Raw genomic sequence first — 4,203 nt, 5'->3', positions numbered from 1 at the left:
CCGACCAATTGTTCGGTACCCCTCACGTCGATTCTGCCGACTCAGAACCGGATCAAGCCCACTCGAATGATTTGGCCGATACGCCTTCATTCGATCCCACACGGCGTCTGGAGGTTGTCTTCGTTGACGCCGGTGTCGACGACTCTGAGACGCTGTTGGCGGGTCTACGCGATGGTTCGGCGGACGGCACGCAGTGGTCGATCGTTCGGTTATCGTCCGATGAAGACGGGGTCACTCAAATCACACAAACGCTGGCTGAGTTATCCGGAGTCGATGCGATCCACATTGTCAGTCACGGCGATGGCGAAGGCATCCAACTCGGCGGCGTCCGTCTGGACGTGGACACAGCCGAAGGATACGCCGGTGACATCGCCGCCTGGGCCAACTCACTGGACTCTGATGCCGACCTGTTGATTTATGGTTGCGACCTCGCCAGTACCGACCAAGGACGTGCCTTGATCGAGTCGATCGCGATGCTGAGCGATGCCGACGTCGCCGCCAGCGATGACGCCACGGGACACGAATCGCTCGGTGGCGATTGGAATCTGGAGTACGCGACGGGCACGATCGAGACACAAATTTTCGTCAACGCGCAAGCCCAGCGTGAATGGGTTCAGATCCTCGCGACCGTGACCTTCCAGCAGGGTGATGTCAACGGCTACAGCGGGACACTGGATACCGAGCTTGAAGAAGTCAGCCCAACCGCTGATCACGGCGCAGCGACGTCGATCGCGGTCGACCTCGACAACGGTGGTGGTGAAGAACAAGGCCTGATCCGATTTGATGGGATCGTCGGCACCGATGTTGGTGATATTCCCAAGGGAGTCCAAATCACGTCTGCTTCGCTAACCGTTGAGGTCACCGGGTCATCCGCAGGCACCGTCAGCCTGTACGAGATGCTCAACAACTGGGACGAGACTTCGAACTGGAATGATTTTGCCGGGCTAACCGTGGGAGGCGAATTGGCGTCGACGCCGGACGCGAGTATCGCCGGTACCTCAGGCTCACAAACCTTTACCGGATTGGAAGCCACGGTCCAACGTTGGGTCGACGGCTATGCGAACTATGGCTGGGGGATTCTGATCAATTCCACCGACGGTTGGGACTTCAACTCGTCCGAAGGCGTCACCGCTCCGACGCTTTCGGTGACCTACATCGATCCCGGATCACAAGCATCCGCAGTGCACACCCTGACCGTCGACACGGCAAACGACGTCTCTGACGGGGACACCACGTCGATCGATGCCCTGTTGGCCAACAAGGGTGCCGACGGATTGATTTCGTTGCGTGAAGCCATTTGGGCGACCAATAACACCACCAATCTTGATGCTTCCACACCCGACGTGATCAACTTTGCCATCGGTGCGGTCGGCAGCCAACAAACGATCGTCTTGGCCGAAGCCCTGCCGGCTCTGACCGACTCGGTGGTTCTCGATGCGATGAGTCAGGGTGGAGTTGCTTATAGCGGTAATCCGCTGATCGAGATCGACGCGAGCGCAACGGCCAACTTCGCGACGGCCGCGATTACGGTCTGGACTAGCGACAGCACGGTCCGCGGTTTCATCGTCAACGGCTCGACCGACGAGGGCATCGAGATCGCCGGTAGCAGTGGTCATGGTGCGGCTGACAATAACATCATCGAGAACAACTGGGTCGGGATCGATTCGACAGGTGCCGCGGCTGCAAATGCCGACATTGGTATCCTGGTCGTCAATGGAGCCTCGGGAAACATCGTTCGTAACAATGTGGTCGCCGGCAACACAGGCGTTGGGATTGAGGTTCGCGGCGCGAGTGTCGACGCCAACATCATCCAAGGCAACTTTGTCGGTCTGCTCGACGACGGGTCGACCATTGTCGCCAATTCCGGACACGGAATTCGCGTTGCCGAAACGGCGACCAATACCCTGATCGGAACCGATGGCAACGGGACAAACGATGCGGCCGAAGCGAATGTCGTTTCCGGTAACACCGGATCGGGAATCTACTTGGACGTCGCCGACGGAACCACCATCAAAGGCAACTTGATCGGGACAAACAATCTCGGCACGCTCGACAAGGGCAACACCGGCGACGGCATCACTATCGCATCGGCAGCGACCAACACCGTGATCGGCGCCGCCGGATTCGGAAACCTGATCTCCGGCAACGACGGCTACGGCATCAACCTGTTGAACGGATCCAATGTAACGATCCACGCCAACACGATTGGAGCCAACACCGCCAAATCGGGCGGAATCCGCAACGAGCTCAGCGGCATCAACATCGCCAGCACTCAGGTCACTTCCAACATCACTGTCGGCGGTCTTGCCGCAGGTCAAGGCAACTTCATCGCCTACAACTTCGAGAACGGAATCACCACTTCGGGTGCCGGCGGCGGAGACAGCATCGTCGGCAATACGATCACCCAGAACGGCTACCGAGGCATCTGGAGCTTGCGCAGTGGCGGCATGGATATCTTCGCCAACACGGTTTACACGAACGGAACACGCGGGGCCTATGACGAGGTCACGATCGGTGTCAACCACACGCTGTACCACAACACCATTCACGGATCGACTGCCGACGGCATTTCGGTTGAAGGCGCCGGCGCGATCTTGCAAAACAATATCGTCACGGGAAGCGCCGGATACGGCATTCACCTGAACGGCGGATCAATCACAACCGAATCGTACAACCTGATCACCGACGCGGTGACCGGACCGGCAAACTTGGCGGGGCAAACTTTTGGATTCACCGCTGACGCATCCGACGTGAATGCTGATCCGCTGTACGTCAACTCGGCAGCTGGCGATTTTTCGCTCACCAACCCGACCAGTCCGGCGATTGATGCGGGGGTCGATCTGGGAGGCAGCCAGCCGGACATGAACGGTAGTGATCCGGGGTTCTACTACGATGCTGCACCGGATCTGGGGGCCTTTGAGACCGACGTCAACGATGCCCCCATCGATCTGACGACAACAAGTACGGCAACCGGTGGCCTTGGGCTGAACAATGACGGGGGGAATGACACCTATTTCGTCGCCGACGATGGCGGTGGACTGCTCGGTGGACTGACGACACTAACCATCGAATCCTCGTTCGCGATCGACACTCCCGGCGCAGATCTGTCTCCGCTGCTGTCGTATGCCGATGGGGCCAATGACGAAGAACTCGCCTTACTGCTCAAGAGCGACGGCCGCATCTGGTTTGCGGCAAACTCCAACGGGTCGCCCTTGCAAAGCACCACGGGGACCTACACCCAGCTGTTTGACGGCAACAAACATCATGTGGCCGTTAGCTGGGACGCAACCAATGGAGCCGTGGATTTCTATGTCGATGGCGCCTTGGTCGAATCGTTTACGGGGTATCAAACCGGTCAAACGATAACCGGCACGGGTGAGCTTGTCTTTGGGCAGGACCAAGATTCGGTGCTGGGTGGCTTCAATACGATCGACGTCTTTTCCGGCACGCTGTACGACGTCCGCATCTTCAACGACGTCCGCACCGTCGGCGAGATTTCCACGAACTACGACCAGACGTTACCCAATACCGAATCAGGAATGATCGCCAATTGGACCTTCAATGATCTTTCCACCGGCGGCATCGTCACCGATTCGGTGAGCGGTAACAATCTCACCGAACAGCACATTTCCGGTGGCGGATTCACCGCCAGCACGCCAGCACTCTCGATGTCCGTGAGTGAAGACGCGACAAACACGACGGTTGTCGGAAGCGTCTCTGCCGTGGACCCTGACGCCGGTGACACGTTCACGTACGCTCTGACCGATAGTGCCGGCGGTCGATTTGCCATCAGCGCCGCTGGTGAAATTTCCGTGGCCAATGCCGCCTTGATCGATTTCGAGTCGGCGACTTCGCACAACATCACGGTCGAAGTCACCGACTCCGCGAGTAATACGTACAGTGAAGTGTTCACGATCAATGTCAATGACGTGAATGAATCTCCCACGGTCGCGACCAACACCGGCACGACGGTCTTGGAAGGATCGACCGGGACGGCGATTACGACGGCGATGCTCAACGAAGGCGACGTCGATGACAGTGGCGCGGGGTTGACGTACACCATCACCGACGTGACCGACAACGGGACGCTGTACCTGGCCGGGTTCGGCGCCTTGGGACTCAATGACACCTTCACCCAAGCCGACATCGACGCCGGTGACGTGACCTACGACCACGACGGCAGCGAAACGACCAGCGACGCGT

The 4,203-nt window shown here is 58.6% G+C and carries 1 protein-coding gene; it reads left to right on the top strand.

The genetic code is table 11. The features are described 5' to 3' along the window. Positions 1 to 71: 71 nt before the first annotated feature. The coding region (locus tag ABX749_RS24230; protein ID WP_372898259.1) for a DUF4347 domain-containing protein at positions 72 to 4,203 on the top strand (4,132 nt) is incomplete at its 3' end.

This window comes from Stieleria sp. (assembly GCF_041595215.1).
GTDB lineage: Bacteria > Planctomycetota > Planctomycetia > Pirellulales > Pirellulaceae > Stieleria > Stieleria magnilauensis.
Note: the sequence above shows the minus strand (reverse complement) of the source record. Positions and strands in the feature narration are given on the sequence as shown.